Origin of the sequence: Colwellia maritima, from assembly GCF_022669015.1 — a bacterium.
Taxonomy (GTDB): Bacteria; Pseudomonadota; Gammaproteobacteria; order Enterobacterales; family Alteromonadaceae; genus Colwellia; species Colwellia maritima.
The window spans coordinates 499,158-517,242 of the sequence record NZ_JAKKSL010000002.1; the positions used below are offsets into that span (position 1 = coordinate 499,158).

The following is an 18,085-nucleotide window of genomic DNA, read 5'->3' on the forward strand; positions in this document are numbered from 1 at the left end:
TTCGTCTTAAGGGTTTTATGCTGCACGCTTATTACTCTTTTTAAATAACTCTCTAAATATTGGATAAATATCTGAGACTTCTTTAATGTGTGCCGTGGTAAAGTTTGAATGTGAATCTTTGAGTTGTTGATATTCCTGCCATAAAGTTTGATGTGAACGCTGAGTTATTTCGATATAACTAAAATAACGTGTTTTGGGTAAAATTTGTTTGGCCAGTATAGATTTGCACAAAGGAGAATCATCAGCCCAGTTGTCGCCGTCAGAAGCTTGAGCTCCATAGATGTTCCATTGACTATCATTGTAACGCTCACAAATTATGTCATTCATTAGCTTTAATGCACTTGATACAATCGTCCCTCCCGTTTCTTGAGAATAGAAAAACTCATGCTCATCTACCTCTTTGGCTTGGGTATGATGTCGGATATAAACAACTTCAATATTCTTATAAGTTCGGCTTAAAAATAAATAGAGAAGAATATAAAAGCGTTTAGCCATTTCTTTTGTGGCTTGGTCCATTGAACCCGAAACATCCATTAAACAAAACATAACAGCCTTCGACGTTGGCATTGCTTGTTTCGCATAGTTTCTATAGCGAAGATCGAAGGTATCGATAAAAGGTACTTTGGCAATTTTACTTTCTAACTCAGCTATTTGTTTTTTTAACTCATCTTCTTCTTTGTGTTGAATTGAGTCGTGAATGTTAGTGTTTTGCTTGAGTAAATTTAACGCTTGATTACATGCGTTAAGTTGTTTTCTTTTAGTTGCTGTCATGGCAATACGTCGGGCAATAGAGCCCTGTAATGATTTTACGATATCAATATTTGATGGTATGCCTTCCGCGCAAAAACCTGAGCGAACAGTTTTATATTCAATGAGTTTGTCGAGTTGATTTTTTTCTAAATTGGGAAGCTCTAAATCTTCAAAAAGCAGATTTAAATATTCTTCTTTCGAAATAGAAAAAGTAAAATCATCATCACCTTCGCCACTGTCACTTGCATCACCTTGCCCTGAGCCTTGTCCTTGTTGGTTGGGCGGTTTCTTAATTTTATCACCACTAACAAATTGATCATTACCTGGGTGAACTTTGTCACGAATACCGCCATCTCCTTGATGAAATATGGGCTCGGACATATCTTTTTTTGGAATAACAATGTTTTCACCTGAACTGATATCAGTGACACCACGTTGGTTGATCGCGTCAGACACAGATTTTTTTATCTGGTTTTTATAGCGCCTTAAAAAACGTTGACGATTTACAGTGCTTTTATTTTTACTGTTCAACCGTCTATCAATAAAATTAGCCATTGTGACTCCTTACCTCTTTATTAAAGTGCTTTACCTATTTACTGTAAAATAAATAATAGCTTTTACGTATCGAGGTACAACTTAAGAAGACTTTCTTACACGTAAATACCACTCAGATAGTAGCCTTACCTGTTTTTGCGTATATCCTTTACTCATCATACGTTCTACAAAGTCGTCATGTTTTTTCTGATCATCTTTTGACGTTTTAGAATTAAAAGATATAACAGGTAATAAGTCTTCAGTATTCGAAAACATTTTCTTTTCAATCACTGTTCGAAGTTTTTCATAACTAGTCCATAAAGGGTTTTTGCCGTTGTTATTGGCTTTTGCCCTGAGAACAAAATTAACAATTTCATTACGAAAATCCTTCGGATTACTGATACCTGCGGGTTTTTCTATTTTTTCTAACTCATCATTTAGTGCTTGTCTATCGAAAAGTTGGCCCGTTTCTGAATCACGGTACTCTTGATCTTGAATCCAAAAATCTGCATAGGTAACATAACGGTCAAAAATATTTTGTCCGTATTCAGAATAGGATTCTAAATACGCGGTTTGAATTTCTTTACCAATAAATTCAATATATTTTGGGGTCAAATAACCTTTTATAAATTCTAAGTAACGTTCAGTTGTTTCTTTAGGTAATTGTTCACGTTCAACTTGTTGCTCTAATACATAGAATAAATGCACGGGGTTTGCCGCAACTTCGTTATTGTCAAAATTAAAAACCCGAGATAATATTTTAAACGCAAAACGTGTAGAGAGTCCTGACATACCTTCATCAATACCCGCGTAATCTCGATACTCTTGATATGACTTGGCTTTGGGATCAGTATCTTTTAAGGTTTCACCATCATATACACGCATTTTTGAATAAATACTTGAATTTTCTGGATCTTTTAGCCTTGACAATACCGAAAATTGGGCAAGTGTTTCTAAGGTGTCAGGAGCACATTGCGCTGATTTTAGTTCACTGTGTTCAAGTAATTTTTTGTAGATGTTTACTTCTTCAGAAACACGCATACAATAAGGCACTTTAACGATATAAACCCTATCTAAAAATGCTTCGTTGTTTTTGTTATTTCTAAACGTTTGCCATTCAGACTCATTTGAATGTGCCAGTAAAATGCCATTAAAGGGCAGGGCTGATAATCCTTCTGTTGGATTGTAGTTTCCCTCTTGTGTGGCAGTAAGCAATGGGTGAAGCACTTTAATAGGCGCTTTAAACATCTCTACAAATTCCATTAATCCTTGGTTTGCCCTACATAGTGCGCCTGAGTAACTATAGGCATCAGCATCGTTTTGAGCATAGTGTTCCAGTTGTCTTATGTCAACTTTACCAACCAAAGCGGAAATATCTTGATTGTTATCATCGCCAGGCTCTGTTTTTGCAATAGCAATTTGATCAAGAATAGAAGGGTAGACTTTTACCACGGAAAACTTAGCGATATCACCTTTAAATTCATGTAAGCGTTTTGCTGCCCAAGGCGAAATAATATTATTAAGATAACGCGCGGGTATATTGAATTCTTCTTGTAATATTTTACCGTCGGAATGCACGTCAAACAAACAAAATGGGTGGTCGTTTACTGGGCTTCGAACACCATTAGCGCATAAAACATAAATAGGCTCTTGTTGCATTAATGCTTTTAATTTTTCAGCAATGGATGATTTCCCACCCCCTACAGGACCTAATAAATAAAGGATTTGTTTTTGTTCTTCCAAACCTTGAGAAGCATGCTTAAGGTATGAAACAATTTGTTCAATAGCGTCTTCCATACCATAAAAGTCTTTAAAAGCAGGGTATCGATTAATGACTCTGTTAGAAAATATGCGACTTAATCGAGGATCATTCGCTGTATCTACCTCTTCTGGCGTACCAATAGCACTGAGTAGCCTTTCTGAAGCACTTGCGTAGGAAAGTTTGTTTTCTTTACATAGGGTTAAAAACTCTTGTAAGCTAAACTCTTCTTGTTGAGCTTGTTCGTAACGTGCTTGATAATGTTTAAAAATACTCATAATCATCTCCAAAGCTTGAGTTTAAAACGGACAAAAATAATTTATTAAGTCTTAGTTATAAGGTTAGTTGCTTTGGCTGATTTTGCGAATTTTATAAGGTAAATAATTATTTCTAATTGATAAAAAATAAATAAGATCAATTAATTAATTTTGAGTTTTACGGTTTTCTAAAGGGAGGATAACTCTTTTTTGTAGCAGGATGTCACAGGTTGCCGTAGGTTTTCAGAGCTTTGGTCGAAGCTTATTTAAGATTTGTCAGAGAGTAGCAAGATGGTCATAGGAATAAAGGAGTAAAAATAAATGACCCCAACGTTGAGGTCAAATATAAACGATATGGCTTAATACATTAGCCAATCATAAAATTAGGCGAAATTTGCTTGTGCAAAATCCCAGTTGGCTAATGCCCAAAATGCGTCCATATAGCTAGGACGTAAATTGCGGTAGTCAATGTAATATGCATGTTCCCATAAATCGACAGTAATAAGCGGAGTGACTGTTTCATCTGTTAAAGGTGTTGCTGCATTAGACGTATTAACAATAGCTAAACTACCGTCGGCTTTTTTAACTAACCAAGTCCGGCTTGAACCAAAGTTGTTAATAGCACTGTCAGTAAATTTTGCTTTAAAGTCAGCAAAAGAACCGAAGCTAGCAACAATAGCATCTGCTAAAGCGCCTGTTGGTTCACCACCGCCATTTGGGCTTAAACTATTCCAATAAAATGTATGATTCCATGTTTGTGCTGCATTATTAAAAATACCCGCTGAAGAAGTTTTTACTATTTCTTCTAAAGACTTATCAGCAAAATCAGTACCTTCAATCAATCCATTTAATTTTACAACGTAAGTATTGTGATGTTTTCCATAGTGAAATGATAAAGTTTCTGCTGAAATATGTGGTTCTAAGGCCGTTTGTTCGTAAGGTAATGCAGGTAATTCAATAGCCATTTTGCTCTCCAAGTTTTCGATTTTTTTAAAAGTTACGGTGTATTCGTGAATAAGAGTATATTTTACAATAAAACTTGAGTAAAATACTCAAGTATTAAGTTTATACTATATTGAATGCATACTCTATAGGATTTCTTTAGTTAGTTTCAAGTATGTATTTTATTTTTAAGTATTTATTATATTGAATTGAAAAATAATTTTTTGTCGCCATTATATTTCTAATGGTAAGTATGAACAAAAATTAAGTTAGGTAAATTCAACTTAGCGCCCAATTCAGTTTAGTATAATGAATATTATTATTTAGAGGATATTATGGAAACAATTGAACGTATTAAAGAACAAATTAGTGAAAACACCGTTTTACTTTATATGAAAGGTTCTCCGAAATTACCTAGCTGTGGTTTCTCATCTCAAGCATCACAAGCATTGATCTCATGTGGTGAACAATTTGCTTATGTTGATATTCTGCAAAACCCAGATATCCGTGCAGAATTACCAAAATATGCAGATTGGCCAACATTCCCTCAACTATGGGTTGAAGGTGAATTCATTGGTGGTTGTGACATTATTATAGAAATGTTTCAACAAGGTGAATTACAAACATTGATAAAAGAAGCAACAGCTAAAAATGCTTCTGAAGAAAAAAACGCAGAATAAATTGTATTCTGCATGAATTAGATATTGAAATTTTTCAAATAAGCACAATAACTAGTTGTGACTATTTGTAAGCGCAATAATATTTTTAATCATTAATAACATAAATATGGAGCATATAATGAGTGTATTAGTTGGTCGTCCAAACCCCGGACTTTACTGCAGCAGCAGTTTTAGGTACAGGTGAAATTGTTGATAGTTTTTCATTAAGCGAAGCAATCAAAGGCAAAAAAGCGGTAGTTTTTTTCTATCCTCTAGATTTTACGTTTGTATGTCCTTCTGAGCTTTTAGCTTTTGATCATAGAATGGAAGAATTCAAAAGTCGTGGTGTTGAAGTTATCGGTGTTTCTATTGATTCACAATTTTCTCATAACGCATGGCGTAACACACCAGTGAATGATGGTGGTATTGGCCCAGTTCAATACACATTAGTAGCTGATGTTAAACATGAAATTTGTAAAGCTTACGATGTAGAGCATCCAGATGCAGGTGTTGCGTTCCGTGGTTCATTCTTAATTGATGAAGAAGGTAATGTTCGTCATCAAGTAGTTAACGATTTACCACTAGGTCGTAACGTTGATGAAATGATCCGTATGGTTGATGCTTTACAATTTCATCAAGAACACGGTGAAGTATGTCCTGCCGGTTGGAATAAAGGTGATAAAGGTATGACTGCCTCTCCAGATGGTGTTGCAGCGTACTTAACTGATAATGCTGATAACCTTTAAGTATTATTGAGTTAACCATTAATAAATTTATCTAAATTTTTTGATAATATTATAAAAAGCTAGCGTTAATTGACGCTAGCTTTTTTTATGGGTAATTTTTTAATCGCTAATCGCTAATCGCTAATCGCTAATCGCTAGAGGCCACTCGCCTAATGCCTGCCATTTATTTACTATATGACAAAATAACTCTGCTGTTTTTTCCGTATCATAAAGTGCAGAATGTGCTTCGCTATTATTAAAATCAATCTCTGCTGCTTCACACGCCTTAGCGAGTACTGTTTGACCCAAAGCAAGACCTGATAATGTTGTCGTATCAAAACTAACAAACCCATGAAAAGGGCTACGTTTAATTTGACAGCGTGCAGTTGCGGCATTTAAAAAGCCTAAATCGAACGAGGCATTATGGGCAACAATAATGGCTCGTTGACAACCCGCCAGTTTCATTTTTTTTCTAACTAATTTGAATAATGCTTTAAGGGCAACGTCTTCATCAACAGCCCCACGTAAAGGGTTTGTGGGATCAATCCCTGTAAAGTCGAGTGCTTTTTGTTCTAAATTTGCGCCTTCAAAAGGGTGAACATTAAACTGAATTGTTTCATCAATAGACAATTTTTTTGAATTTTCATCAAGCGTTAAAACAGAGGCTGCAATTTCAAGTAATGCATCTGTTTGGGCATTGAACCCTGCTGTTTCTACGTCAATAACAACGGGAAAGTAACCGCGAAACCGTTGAGCTAATAGTGGTTTGTCATTGTTTTTGCTTTCTTTATTTATATTATCTTCTTTTGCTTCTACTGTATCTTGCATATTATTACTTGAATTTTAGCGGGGAAACCTAGAGATTGGATTATCTCAGAAAACAACCTAAAACACGATAGTAATGGTAATATCATTGGGTTAGTTCAGCTAATAATGAGAAAATAGCGCAAAATAAGTAACAAAGTGCTAAAGTTATATTAGTTTGAGACGATATAACGAATGTCACTAATTAATTGTGTTACCAATATTATGAAAATATATTCTCCTAATTCTAATAAATTCTTATTTACCTCGACATTTTTAGTGGTCGTTACGCTTGCGCTGTTTTTCACTTTTATGGCGAATCAAGCCAATGCAGGGATCAGACAATACAGTGCAGATCTCAATAGTTCTTCATGGCAACTTGCTAATGACTCTCGTTTACAATGTACATTAGCACACCAAATTCCTCATTATGGTCAGGCGCGTTTTTCAGCGAAGGCAAGTAGAAAACTCAATATGGAATTTGAACTAGACATGATGCTTTTACCTGATAGCTATTCACTTGCACAAGTTCGAAGTGAGTCACCTAATTGGCGGCCTGGTAATGGCGGCAGAGTGTTAGCTGATATGAAGTTGCATAAACAGTTTAATCCTAGTTTACCTAAAAAAGTGGCTTGGACTATGTTAAGTGAATTAGAGCAGGGCATGAGCCCAACGTTTTATTATAATGATTGGTACAGTGAACAAGACAAAATTTCAGTTGGTTTATCAACTGCCCGGTTTAAAGGTGCATATCAAAATTTTGTAGCCTGTGTTAGCAACTTATTAAACTACAGTTTTGATGACATTGCTTACACTGTATTAAATTATCAATCTAATAGTGATAAGTTTACCAAAGCATCTCAGCGCCGTGTGGATATGATTAAAGAGTATTTAAGTTTAGATCCTGAGCTTGAATTAGTACTCGTTGATGCGTACTCAGATAGTTATGGTGGTCGTTGGGCTAACTTTAAATTATCGGAACGTCGCGCATTACAAATTCGAGATTACTTTGTTAAGAATGGCATTGACGCCAGTAGAATAGAAGCGACAGGGTATGGCGAAAAACGTCATATTGCATCAAATGAAACGACACTTGGTCGTGGAAAAAACCGTCGAGTTGTTATTCAAATGCAAAAAATGTAAATAATTCTTTATATATTGTCAAAATATTGAATAATTAATCAATTTATTTAGTTGTAGAGGCCTGTTGATTCGAAGTAATCTACAGGCCTATTTTTTTTGTGAATTTTGTTAGGATTATCCAAATGAAAATTTTTAAGCGCTTTTTTATAGTATTAGCAACACTAACACTATCCCAGTTTGCTGCAGCAGACGTGTCGACCAATAAGTCTACACTAAATGATGCATACACCTATGCAAACTATGACCAAGTTGTTACAACCCATCTCTATTTAGATTTAGCGGTTGATTTTGAACAAAAATCTTTATCAGGTTTTGCTGAACTTACGTTAAAGTGGCTTGATGATAGTACCAAAACGATTATTTTAGATACCCGTGATTTAGTTGTTCACAAAGTACTTGCTCAAAATAGCCAAGGAAACTGGAAAAAGGTTAATTTTTCCCTTGCAAAACGTGATTCTGTACTTGGCTCAAAGCTGTCTATAAAACCTTCATTTAAAGCCAGTAAATTACGTGTTTATTATAACTCAACCGAGAAGGCCTCTGGTTTACAATGGTTATCAGCCGAGCAAACAGCGGGTAAAGAAAAACCTTTTTTGTTTAGCCAAAACCAAGCCATTCATGCGCGTTCATGGATCCCTATTCAAGATACGCCAAGTGTTCGCGTAACTTACACAGCACGAATTTCAACCGATAAAGACTTACTTGCCGTGATGAGCGCTAATAATGTGCCAGATACTGAGCGCGATGGTGATTACTTCTTTTCTATGCCACAAGCTATCCCTGCATACTTAATTGCAATAGGTGTGGGGGATTTACATTTTAAAGCCATGAGCCACCAAACAGGTATTTATGCAGAATCCAACATTTTAGATGCCGCAGTAGCTGAATTTGATGATACCCAAGCGATGATTGATAAAGCAGAAAAAATGTATGGAAAATATCGTTGGGGTCGTTACGACTTATTAATTTTACCTCCTAGCTTTCCATTTGGTGGAATGGAAAATCCACGTTTGTCTTTTATAACCCCTACTGTTATTGCGGGTGATAAAAGTTTAGTTAACTTAATTGCCCATGAATTAGCACATTCATGGTCAGGTAATTTAGTAACAAATGAAAGCCGGCGTGATCTATGGTTAAACGAAGGTTTTACTAGTTATGTTGAAAACCGCATTATGGAAGCTGTATTTGGCAATAAAAGAGCGACCATGGAGCAAGCACTTGATGCACAAGGCTTGAATTATGAAATAGCTGAATTAGCCCCGGGTGATACACAATTATATATTGACTTAAAAGGTCGTGATCCCGATGATGCTTTTTCAGGCGTTCCCTACACTAAAGGTCAATTGTTTTTAATTTACTTAGAGCAAAAGTTTGGTCGTGAACGTTTTGACTCCTTTGTATTAGAATATTTTGATAGTCATGCCTTTCAAAGTTTAGGTACTGCAAACTTTGTGAAATACCTTAAAGCGAATTTAACCCATAAATACCCTAATATTGTTAGCGATAAAGAAGTGAATGAATGGATATATGAACAAGGACTACCTACTTATGTACCCAAACCTACTTCAACAGCATTTGCCACAATTGACCAAACAAATTTCACAATGGTTAGCAAATAAAATAACATTAGCGCAATTACCTACAGTAGATTGGACATTGCATGAATGGTTGCATTTTATCAATAACCTACCTACGGATATTAAAATTGAACGTATGGCAGCACTTGATCAAACCTTTGATTTAACCCATAGTAAAAATGCTGAAATCGCTCATGCTTGGTATTTATTATCTGTTAGAGCGGGCTATGATGTTGTTTATCCGGCCATGTCTAAATATTTAGTTGCTATTGGTCGTCGTAAGTTAATTGTACCTTTGTATAAAGAACTAGCTCAAACCGAGCAGGGCAAAGTATGGGCACTTAGTGTTTACCAAAAAGCTCGTCCTGGCTATCATGGTTTAGCACAAGGCACTATTGATGGTATTTTGAAAAAATAACCACAAAATAAGCATAGTGAATACAATCAAATAAATTAAAGGCTCTGTTGAGCCTTTTTGCTATTCGTTGCTTATAACTCTTGATATAATGCCGCCAATTTAGTTACTTTACTTTAGAGGCTCAGTGGATGTCGGAAGTTGAAAACCGCCCAACCAATTTTATTCGTCAAATAATCGATGCGGACCTTGCCAGTGGCAAACATAGCTCAATTCAAACACGTTTTCCGCCAGAACCTAATGGTTTCTTGCATATTGGTCATGCCAAAGCTATTTGTTTAAGTTTTGGTATTGCGCAAGATTATAATGGTTTATGTAATTTACGTTTTGACGATACTAATCCAGAAAAAGAAGACATTGACTATGTTAACGCCATTCAAAAAGATGTGACATGGTTAGGTTTTGAATGGGGCCGGTGATATTCATTATTCCTCAGATTACTTTGAGCAATTGCATGACTTTGCTGTTGAACTCATTCAAAAAGGCTTAGCTTTTGTCTGTTTTTTAAATGGCGATGACATGCGAGAATATCGGGGTACATTAAATAAACCTGGTAAAAACAGTCCCTATCGTGACACTTCAGTTGAAGAAAACTTAGCGTTATTTGCAAAAATGCGTAATGGTGAATTCAAAGAAGGCGAATGTTCATTACGAGCTAAAATCGACATGTCGTCTAGCTTTATGTGTATGCGCGACCCTATTATTTATCGTGTTCGTTTTGCACACCATCACCAAACAGGTGATAAATGGTGCATTTACCCTATGTATGATTTTACTCATTGTTTATCTGACGCGATAGAAGGCGTAACACACTCTTTATGTACACTAGAGTTTCAAGATAACCGTCGTTTGTATGATTGGGTTATTGACCATGTTTCAGTACCAACTAAACCCCATCAATATGAGTTTTCACGTTTAAACCTTGAATACACGTTAATGAGCAAACGTAAACTCAATACCCTAGTTGAAGAAAAGCTTGTTGATGGTTGGGACGACCCACGTATGCCAACAATTGCTGCTTTTAGACGCAGAGGTTATACACCTGCATCATTAAGAGAATTTGCAAAACGCATTGGTGTAACTAAAATGGAAAACACCGTTGAAATGAGCGTATTAGAAGCTTGTATACGTGAAGATTTAAATGACAATGCGCCGCGTGCAATGGCAGTGCTTGATCCCATTAAATTAGTGATAGAAAACTATCCTGCGGGTAAAACTGAAGATTTAATCGTTAAAAATCACCCGAGTGATGAAAGCCAAGGGACACGTATTGTGCCATTTAGTGCTGAACTATTTATTGAAGCGGAAGATTTTAAAGAAGAAGCCAATAAAAAATACAAACGTTTAGTATTAGATAAAGCCGTACGTTTACGTGGTGCTTATGTTGTTACAGCAACACGTTGTGATAAAGATGAACAAGGTAATGTTACTACCGTTTATTGCACGTATCTGGAAGACACATTAGGAAAAAACCCTACCGACGGTACTAAACCTAAAGGTGTTATACATTGGGTTGATGCTGATAAATCACTTGATGCAACGGTACGTTTATATGACCGATTATTTACTGTACCTAATCCTGCGGCAGAAGATGACTTTCATAAAGTAATGAACCCAGAATCGCTTATCGCAATAGAAAAAGCCAAAGTAGAGCCATCATTAGTTGATGCTAAACCAGAGCAAGTGTTTCAATTTGAACGTCAAGGCTATTTTTGTTTAGATAATGACATTAAAAATACTGGTGACCTAGTCTTTAACAGGACCGTAGGTTTACGTGATACTTGGGCAAAAATATCTCAGTAATCTGTTTTCATCATTCATAAAAAAGCCCTAAGTTTTATATTAACTCAGGGCTTTTTAATAAAGTTAAAATCTTATACCAATTTCATTAATTAAGTGAGCTTATTTTATACGTAGAAAGCAAGTAGAAATAATCACATAGTTATTGAGATTGCTATTAATCGCTTAAAGTTTAGGAATACGAATTTTTTTCTCTTCACTTTCACGATATATAACTAATGTTTTACCAATTACCTGTATCTTTGTTGATTTAGTTTCACGGCAAATAGCTTCAACAATTAAGGCTTTAGTTTCTCTGTCATCAGTTGGTATTTTCACTTTGATTAATTCATGATGATTCAGAGCATAATCAATTTCAGCAACAACAGCTTCAGTTAAGCCATTATTTCCCAATAACACAATGGGTTTCAGTGGATGAGCAACACCTTTTAAGTATTGAATTTGTTTTTTATTTATAGTCATTACAATTTTTCGATAGTGGTTAACTTGAATTACCGCTATTTTACCCTTATCTAACACTTAATATCCATTAATAGTCGAAAAAACTCTTAATATGGCAAAGAATATGGCAAAAAATACAGCAAAGAAAAAACATACTAACAGTTCTCAACGATGGCTTGATGAGCATTTTGAAGACGAGTATGTAAAAAAAGCACAAAAATTAGGCTTGCGTTCACGTGCTGTTTTCAAAATTGAAGAAATTAATAACAAAGATAAATTAATAAAACCCGGTATGAAAGTGGTTGATTTAGGCGCTGCACCCGGTGGTTGGTCTGAATATGCCGTGAAAGCCGTTGGTGATAATGGTCTAGTTATTGCTTGTGATATCTTGGCTATGGACGCCATTGCAGGTGTTGATTTTCTGCAGGGTGATTTTCGAGAAGAAGCCGTACTTGATGCATTGTTAACACGTATTGATGGAAAAAACATTGATGTGGTTATGTCGGATATGGCGGCCAATATGACTGGTAACGAAAGTGCCGATTCAGCCCGTAGCATGTATTTGGTGGAGTTAGCCTTAGACATGTGTCATCAGGTACTTAAACCAAATGGTGCTTTTGTTGTTAAAGTATTTCAAGGCGGCTTTGAAGAATTCATGAAAACTGTGCGTTCAGTCTTTAAGGGCGTAAAAACGCGAAAACCCGAATCTTCACGCGCGCGTTCGCGCGAAGTTTATTTAGTAGCAACAGGTTTTAATGGTTAATATAACCTGATAATGTATTCATACATTCTAAACTTGCCTGGGCAAAGTTGTTACTAGTTGTAAATACCGACTAAAGTAAATTAGCAGCAAAGCTTGAATTGTAGTAAATTAGGCACAACATGATAGTTTGGGTTGGCATTTATTCCGACCAAAGTATATTAAATTTTCAAACCCAATGAGGTCATTAAGTTGAGCGATATGGCAAAAAATCTTATTTTATGGTTAGTAATAGCCGTTGTTTTAATGTCTGTTTTTCAGAGTTTTTCTCCAAATACAGCCAATGAATCACAAATGGACTATACCCGTTTCATCACCGATGTTCGTCAAGGACAAATTCGTGATGCTAACGTAGACAGAAATGGTGTGATTACAGGTGAAAAACGCAGTGGAGAAACTTATACCACGACAATTCCTGGTGGTTATGATCGTGACTTAATCAATGATCTTGTTAAACAAGGTGTTCGTGCCCAAGGTAAATTACCTGAAGAAACGAGTTTCCTAACAACAATTTTTGTTTCTTGGTTCCCAATGATCCTATTAATTGGCGTCTGGATTTTCTTTATGCGCCAAATGCAAGGTGGCGGCGGAAAAGGCGCTATGTCTTTTGGTAAATCAAAAGCTCGTCAATTAGGTGAAGAACAAATCAAAACTACCTTTGCTGATGTCGCCGGTTGTGACGAAGCTAAAGAAGACGTGGCTGAGCTAGTTGAGTACTTGCGCGAACCAACGAAGTTTCAAAAACTGGGTGGCCGTATTCCTTCAGGTATTTTACTTGTTGGCCAACCTGGTACAGGTAAAACGTTACTAGCAAAAGCTATTGCGGGTGAAGCAAAAGTACCTTTCTTTACTATTTCAGGTTCAGACTTTGTTGAAATGTTTGTTGGTGTTGGTGCTTCTCGTGTTCGTGATATGTTTGAACAAGCGAAAAAAGCAGCCCCATGTATCATCTTTATCGATGAAATTGATGCAGTAGGTCGCCAACGTGGTGCAGGTATGGGAGGCGGACATGATGAACGTGAACAAACCCTAAACCAAATGCTAGTAGAAATGGATGGTTTCGAAGGTAATGAAGGCGTTATCGTTATCGCTGCTACTAACCGTCCAGACGTATTAGACCCTGCTTTATTACGCCCAGGTCGTTTTGACCGTCAAGTAACTGTAGGCTTACCTGATATTCGTGGTCGTGAACAAATTTTAAAAGTACATATGCGCAAAGTACCATTGGGTGATGATGTTAAAGCGGCGGTTATTGCACGCGGAACACCTGGTTTTTCTGGTGCTGACTTAGCTAACTTAGTTAATGAAGCGGCTTTATGGGCTGCACGTACTTCACGTCGTACGGTAAGTATGCACGAATTCGATAAAGCGAAAGATAAAATCATGATGGGCTCAGAACGTAAGTCTATGGTGATGAGCGAGTCAGAAAAAGAAATGACCGCATACCACGAAGCGGGTCATGCGCTTATTGGTCGACTAGTGCCGGATCATGATCCTGTTTACAAAGTCAGTATTATTCCTCGTGGTCGTGCGTTGGGCGTTACCATGTATTTACCAGAACAAGACAGATTCAGTCACTCTAAACAGCATTTAGAAAGTAATATTTCTTCATTATATGGTGGTCGTATTGCTGAAGAAGTTATTTATGGTAGTGATAAAGTGTCAACAGGCGCATCAAATGATATTGAGCGCGCTACAAATATTGCCCGTAAAATGGTAACGCAATGGGGACTTTCTGAAAAGTTAGGACCCATGCTTTTCGCTGAAGAAGAAGGCGAAGTATTCTTAGGTAGAACGTCTGCGAAGTCATTACATATGTCAGACGAAACGGCTAAATTAATTGATGAAGAAATTAAGTCAGTAATCGATCGTAACTATCACCGCGCTGAAAAAATAATTAATGATAATATTGATATTTTACATGCGATGAAAGATGCGCTAATGAAATATGAAACTATAGATGCATTACAAATTGATGATTTAATGGCAAGAACAGACGTTAGACAACTTGACTGACTGGGATGATAGTGACTCTGATATCAATTCGAGTTCAAACTCAACTAAAGGTGGCTCTGCTAAAAAACCAGAAAAGCCTGATGTTAAAGTAACACCAGATTTAACTGAGCCAAGCAGTGATACACCGGCTAAATAGCTAGTTATTTCACAGTGATTAATAAGCCTCGATGTTTACCTATATAACGTAAACATCGAGGCTTTATTTTTACACACAATGTTTAAAATATTTATATAACCCGTACTCATAGAACCATGTCTGAAACATCGTTAAAAAATCAAACCAAACGCACAACGCATAATAAAGCCGAATCAAGTCAACACATCACTGATATTACCCCATTGTCACACCTAAAAAGTGTTCAAGTCATGGGGATAGTAAATGTTACCCCAGACTCTTTTTCAGATGGCGGAAAATTTGCTCATATGGATAATGCCTTAATGCAGGTTGAGTCAATGATAAACAATGGTGTTGATATTATTGATATTGGTGGTGAATCCACACGTCCTGGTGCATCCGCTGTAAGCGAGCAAGACGAAATAGCCCGTGTTATTCCATTACTCAAAGCCATAAAATCTCGCTTTAATGTTAAAGTGTCAATTGATACCAGTAAAGCAGGGGTAATGAGTGAATCGATTACTCACGGTGCAGATATCATTAATGATGTGCGAGCGCTGCAAAATGATGGTTGTCTTGAGATTGTTGCACAAAGCAATATTTTAGTTTGTTTAATGCATATGCAAGGCATGCCAAGAACAATGCAAGAAAATCCATATTACGAAAACATAATACTTGATATTATCGACTTTTTTAAACAACGTATTCAATGTTGCGAAGCAAAAGGCATTGAAAGAAGCCGACTAATTTTAGATCCCGGTTTTGGTTTTGGTAAAACGTTAACTGATAATTATAAAATGCTTGCGCAAATGAACATGTTTAAAACACTAAATTTACCATTACTGTCTGGTACATCACGTAAATCAATGCTCGGTAATTTATTAAACCGTGATGTTAATCAACGTTTAGCGGGTAGTTTAACGTCTGCCATTATTGCTGTGCAACAAGGAGCCAGTATAATACGTGTACATGATGTGGCAGAAACAGTTGATGCAATAAAAATTTTAACCGCAGTAGCTCAACAGGAAACGTAAGCAGCTACTCGCGAGATGATTAGTTTATCGCTAATAGCAAGTAAGTAATAAGCTAAAAAATTAAATATAAAGATAAAGGAAAAACAATGTCTAGTCGTAAATATTTTGGAACTGATGGTGTTCGTGGGTTAGTCGGTCAATACCCCATTTCACCTGAATTTGTTATGAAGTCGGGTTATGCCGCAGGTAAAGTGTTAGCTGCTCAAGGCACTAAAAAAGTATTAATTGGTAAAGATACGCGCATCTCAGGTTACATGCTTGAATCTGCTTTAGAAGCCGGATTTTCTGCTGCAGGTATCGATATTGGTCTTTTAGGGCCTATGCCTACACCAGGTATTGCTTACTTAACAAAAACATTCCGTGCAGAAGCGGGTGTTGTGATCAGTGCATCTCATAATCCTTACTATGATAACGGCATCAAATTTTTCTCACAAGACGGGCAAAAATTACCGGATGAAGTTGAACTAGCCATTGAAGCAGAATTAGATAAACCTATGGGTTGTGTTGAAAGCGCTAATTTAGGTAAAGCTTACCGAATTGAAGATGCAGCAGGGCGTTATATCGAATTTTGTAAAAGTAATTTTCCAAGCCAAATGTCATTACAAAATCTAACCATCGTTGTTGATTGTGCTCATGGCGCAACCTACCATATTGCCCCTAATGTTTTTCGTGAATTAGGCGCCAATGTTATAGAAGTAGGAGCATCACCGAATGGTATCAATATCAACGATGGTTGTGGTGCCACCTCAATGAAATTGATCAGTGAAGCCGTGGTTGAACACAAAGCCGATTTAGGTATTGCACTTGATGGTGATGGTGACCGTTTAATGATGGTAGATCACACCGGTTACGTTATTGATGGCGATGAAGTGGTATATATTATTGCCTGTAACGATTTAAAATCGGGCGTTTTTGAAGGTGGTGTTGTTGGCACACTGATGAGTAACATGGGGCTAGAGCTAGCATTAGAGCAACTAGACATACCATTTGCGCGCAGCAATGTTGGCGACAGATATGTAATGGAATTACTCAGAGAGAAAGGCGGCAACTCGGTGCTGAAAATTCAGGTCATATTATTAACTTGAACCATACCTCAACAGGAGATGGTATTATTGCCGCTTTAAACGTGTTAACCGCGATTAAGCAGCAAAATAAATCATTATTTGAACTACGTCAAGGCATGACCATGCTGCCACAGATATTAGTTAATGTACGTTTTACTGGTGATAGTGACCCAATCAATTCTTCTAGTGTAAAAGCATCAGTAGAGCGGGTTAATGAAGTGTTGTCAGGGCGAGGGCGCGTATTATTACGTAAGTCTGGTACTGAACCGTTGATTAGAGTGATGGTTGAAGGGCCAATGATGGATGAAGTAACCGCATTAGCAAATGAAATTGCCGACGCCGTGAAATTAGCAAGTTAATTCAATAAACATATTATATGTTTGAAAAAACAGCAATTACACAAAAAATTGTAATGATATTTGATAGATTTTAACTTATCACTTGTAAGTTAATCTCAGGTTGGTTAATATCTCGCGGCTTCATTTTACAATGCATTGAAAAGTGGATAGAGGATATTTTATGACTAGACGAGCAATCGTTGCAGCTAACTGGAAAATGAATGGTGATTCAGCTTTAGTTAACACCATGGTTTCGGGCTTAAATAACGTTGAACTACAAGACAATGTCAATGTAGTGATTTGTCCTAGCGCCCCCTATTTATCAGCATTAGTAGTAAAAGCAAAAGAAGATAAATTAAATGCAGCCATCAGTATAGGCGCTCAAAATGTCAGTGAACATGACAATGGTGCATTTACTGGTGAAATTTCTACAAAAATGTTGCAGGAATTGTCGGTAGAATTTGTTATTATAGGGCACTCTGAACGTAGATGCTTATATCATGAAACTTCTACCCAAGCCGCTCATAAAGTTAAGGCTGCACTAAATGCAGGTTTAACGCCTATTTTATGTATTGGCGAAAGTGAAGCAGAGCGAGCAACGGAACAAACAGAAACAGTACTTGCCTCACAATTACAACCCGTGATTGATGAAGTAGGTATAGAAAAATTTATTGATGTTGTTATTGCCTACGAACCCGTTTGGGCTATAGGTACAGGAAAAACAGCATCAAGCGAGATGGCACAAGAAACACACCAATTTATTCGCCAATTTTTAGCGAAAGCTAATGAAAATGTCGCGGCTAAAGTGCCTTTGTTATATGGTGGCAGCGTTAACGCGTCAAACTGTGAAGAATTATTTGCACAACCCGATATAGACGGTGGTCTTATTGGCGGTGCTAGTTTACACGTTGAACAATTCAAAGTGATTTGTTCAGCAGCTAAAGGAAAGTAA

At 36.7% G+C, this 18,085-nt stretch carries 11 protein-coding genes and 5 pseudogenes; 11 read left to right on the plus strand and 5 right to left on the minus strand.

The window, feature by feature from the left end; genetic code table 11:
- Nucleotides 1-15: 15 nt before the first annotated feature.
- From L3081_RS12490 to L3081_RS12500, 3 genes are all read right to left on the minus strand, one after another.
- Nucleotides 16-1,305: a YeaH/YhbH family protein gene (locus L3081_RS12490; protein WP_242286512.1), complete on the minus strand. Its 1,290-nt coding sequence runs from the start codon at nucleotides 1,303-1,305 to the stop codon at nucleotides 16-18.
- Between the two features lie 81 nt (nucleotides 1,306-1,386).
- Entirely contained in the window at nucleotides 1,387-3,321 is a 1,935-nt protein-coding gene (locus L3081_RS12495; RefSeq protein WP_242286514.1) for a PrkA family serine protein kinase, read from the minus strand.
- Between the two features lie 362 nt (nucleotides 3,322-3,683).
- Nucleotides 3,684-4,265 (minus strand): Fe-Mn family superoxide dismutase, encoded by a 582-nt coding sequence (locus tag L3081_RS12500; RefSeq protein WP_242286516.1) that lies wholly within the window; start codon nucleotides 4,263-4,265, stop codon nucleotides 3,684-3,686.
- Between the two features lie 312 nt (nucleotides 4,266-4,577).
- On the opposite strand from L3081_RS12500, the gene L3081_RS12505 reads away from it, so the two are divergent.
- Entirely contained in the window at nucleotides 4,578-4,922 is a 345-nt protein-coding gene (locus L3081_RS12505; RefSeq protein WP_274620518.1) for a Grx4 family monothiol glutaredoxin, read from the plus strand.
- 118 nt (nucleotides 4,923-5,040) lie between these two features.
- Nucleotides 5,041-5,647: pseudogene (locus L3081_RS12510) on the plus strand (peroxiredoxin).
- Nucleotides 5,648-5,767: 120 nt separating this feature from the next.
- Here the strand turns inward: L3081_RS12510 and rnt are convergent.
- Nucleotides 5,768-6,454 (minus strand): ribonuclease T, encoded by a 687-nt coding sequence (gene rnt / locus L3081_RS12515; RefSeq protein ID WP_242286518.1) that lies wholly within the window; start codon nucleotides 6,452-6,454, stop codon nucleotides 5,768-5,770.
- 288 nt (nucleotides 6,455-6,742) lie between these two features.
- Between rnt and L3081_RS12520 the strand changes: the two genes are divergently transcribed.
- From L3081_RS12520 to glnS, 3 genes and pseudogenes are all read left to right on the plus strand, one after another.
- The gene (locus L3081_RS12520; RefSeq protein ID WP_242287030.1) at nucleotides 6,743-7,573 is read left to right on the plus strand and encodes a flagellar protein MotY; all 831 of its coding nucleotides are present in this window, start codon (nucleotides 6,743-6,745) and stop codon (nucleotides 7,571-7,573) included.
- Between the two features lie 146 nt (nucleotides 7,574-7,719).
- Nucleotides 7,720-9,568, plus strand: a pseudogene (locus tag L3081_RS12525) (M1 family metallopeptidase).
- 128 nt (nucleotides 9,569-9,696) lie between these two features.
- Nucleotides 9,697-11,368 (plus strand): annotated as a pseudogene (gene glnS, locus L3081_RS12530) (glutamine--tRNA ligase).
- A gap of 162 nt (nucleotides 11,369-11,530) precedes the next feature.
- Here the strand turns inward: glnS and yhbY are convergent.
- Nucleotides 11,531-11,827, minus strand: a complete 297-nt coding sequence (gene yhbY, locus L3081_RS12535; RefSeq protein ID WP_242287031.1) for a ribosome assembly RNA-binding protein YhbY — start codon at nucleotides 11,825-11,827, stop codon at nucleotides 11,531-11,533.
- Nucleotides 11,828-11,930: 103 nt separating this feature from the next.
- Between yhbY and rlmE the strand changes: the two genes are divergently transcribed.
- The 6 genes and pseudogenes from rlmE (at nucleotide 11,931) to tpiA (ending at nucleotide 18,085) form a co-directional block, all read left to right on the plus strand.
- Nucleotides 11,931-12,569, plus strand: a complete 639-nt coding sequence (rlmE, locus tag L3081_RS12540; RefSeq protein ID WP_242286520.1) for a 23S rRNA (uridine(2552)-2'-O)-methyltransferase RlmE — start codon at nucleotides 11,931-11,933, stop codon at nucleotides 12,567-12,569.
- A 189-nt stretch (nucleotides 12,570-12,758) separates the two neighbouring features.
- Nucleotides 12,759-14,718 (plus strand): annotated as a pseudogene (ftsH, locus tag L3081_RS12545) (ATP-dependent zinc metalloprotease FtsH).
- 230 nt (nucleotides 14,719-14,948) lie between these two features.
- A complete protein-coding gene (folP, locus tag L3081_RS12550) occupies nucleotides 14,949-15,731 on the plus strand; it encodes a dihydropteroate synthase (RefSeq protein ID WP_242287032.1) in 783 nt (260 codons plus the stop codon).
- 86 nt (nucleotides 15,732-15,817) lie between these two features.
- Nucleotides 15,818-16,848 (plus strand): annotated as a pseudogene (glmM, locus tag L3081_RS12555) (phosphoglucosamine mutase); the annotation flags it as partial.
- A 69-nt stretch (nucleotides 16,849-16,917) separates the two neighbouring features.
- Complete coding sequence (locus tag L3081_RS12560) at nucleotides 16,918-17,154, plus strand: hypothetical protein (protein ID WP_242287033.1); 237 nt, start codon at nucleotides 16,918-16,920, stop codon at nucleotides 17,152-17,154.
- 160 nt (nucleotides 17,155-17,314) lie between these two features.
- Complete coding sequence (tpiA, locus tag L3081_RS12565) at nucleotides 17,315-18,085, plus strand: triose-phosphate isomerase (RefSeq protein WP_242286523.1); 771 nt, start codon at nucleotides 17,315-17,317, stop codon at nucleotides 18,083-18,085.